The organism is Dialister sp. (assembly GCF_036343215.1).
Classification (GTDB): domain Bacteria; phylum Bacillota; class Negativicutes; order Veillonellales; family Dialisteraceae; genus Dialister.
Map to the genome: position 1 here is coordinate 1 of NZ_JAZASU010000186.1, position 1,744 is coordinate 1,744.

The 1,744-nt window shown below is 48.1% G+C and carries 1 protein-coding gene; it reads right to left on the bottom strand.

The window, feature by feature from the left end; genetic code table 11:
- Nucleotides 1-1,039 precede the first annotated feature (1,039 nt).
- Nucleotides 1,040-1,453 carry an endonuclease domain-containing protein gene (locus tag VZT47_RS10240; RefSeq protein WP_330224859.1) on the bottom strand — a complete coding sequence of 138 codons (414 nt, stop codon included), beginning with the start codon at nucleotides 1,451-1,453 and terminating at the stop codon, nucleotides 1,040-1,042.
- Nucleotides 1,454-1,744: the final 291 nt, after the last annotated feature.

The following is a 1,744-nucleotide window of genomic DNA, read 5'->3' on the forward strand; positions in this document are numbered from 1 at the left end:
AATCCTCGAGGAAAAAATCGAGTTTCCAATTATTTTTACAAAAGAATAAACTCCCAACAAACGAGAAAAAAGATTCTTCGGACCCGCGCCCCCCGCAACGTACCTTGATCACGAGATGACACATCCAGACGTAGGAATTTCTGCAGCCGATTGACAGGTAAGATCGGAAATCCGGACAACGAGATCATATTCTCAAAAGGGAGTTTATTTTTGTACCCAAAAAGCCGTCCACGATCCATCGTGGGCGGCTTTTTTGCGTTTCTTGCATATAAGTTCCCAGTTCCGAGTTTTCCATCAGAGGCTGAAAGAGTTGAAACTTTGAATTCTCAGCTTTTTTCAATGACTGTACGTTGTCCGGGACTCGGGACTCGGGGCGGTGGCGCGGCACAACTCATGAAGCCGCGCCTTTTTATATTTTCTGCACTACCGGTGCAGGGCACCTATGAGGAGAACGCTAAGCATGCTGCAGGGCACCGCCTTCCCTGGATGGGAAGGTGCCGGAGCGAAGCGGAGGCGGATAGGTGTTTTATCGCTGCCAGGCACATTCGAGGCTAATTGACGAAACATTCTCGTGACAAAAGAGGAAATCATCCCGCGAGCAGGTGTTGCGGAGCTGCATATGGTAAGAATGCCAATTGTCTCATAATTCCCATGCGTAACGTAATAATGCGAAAACCTTCCCTGGATAGGGAAGGTGCCCGTCAGGGCGGATAGGATGATTGATGTTTCCCTGCACTTGTGCCTGAAAAGCTCTTTCTGCACTTTGAAGCGTAAATCTTCCCCCCTGCCCCTTCGGGGCATCCCCCCTTTCAAGGGTGGATTTTTCCCTTCCGGCGGCCAAAGGCCGCCAGATGCTCAACCTTCCCTAGATAGGGAAGGTGGCGCCGAAGGCGACGGATAGGATGATTGATGGTCCCTCGCACTTGTGCTCGAAAAACTCTTTCGACAGGGAGGCATCAATCTTCCCCCCTGCCCCTTCGGGGCATCCCCCTTTTCAAGGGTGGATGGATCTTCTCGCCGCTTCGCGGCTTTTTTTACATCAATGGTCCATGCCGAACCAATCGATGGGCACATCCAGTTCTTCGGCTCTTTCCTGCATTTGCCGAAGGATATCCGAACATACTCCATCGTAATTTTCGTCAATCATTTTATTGTCATAACGGACTACTTTCAGTCCCAGTTCATTGAGTCTGGCTGTCCGGATACGGTCTTCTTTTTCGCCTTCTTCGCTTCGATGCTGGCTTCCGTCTATTTCTATGACCAGCATCAGTCTGTCACAGCAGAAGTCGACGATGTATTCATTATTGATGATTTCCTGATGAGTAAATTTTGCGATTTTCTTTTCCCTCAGGTTTTTGAAAATGCCGTAGAAAAGCTGATTTTCCTGAGATGTCATGTTCCGCTTCAATTCGTATCTGCGTTTCTTCATATAGGAGCTCGGATTTGCAAACATAGGCATACCTCCTTTCAAATACTCATTTGCTTTGAGTATAGCAGAAATTTGGGATTGTGGTAAGAAACCGGCGGCCAAAGGCCGCCTGATGCTCAACCTTTCCTAGATAGGAAAGGTGCCCGTCAGGGCGGATAGGATGATTAATGATTTCCCGCACTTGTGCCGGAAAAGGTCTTTCTGCGCTCATGCATTAATCTTCCCCCCTCGTATCATAGGTGTAGAAGCTAAGAAATATGGCTTCTACACCTATTTGAGCTTTATTAGAAGCTCTATTGTGCAAGGTATCCTGAT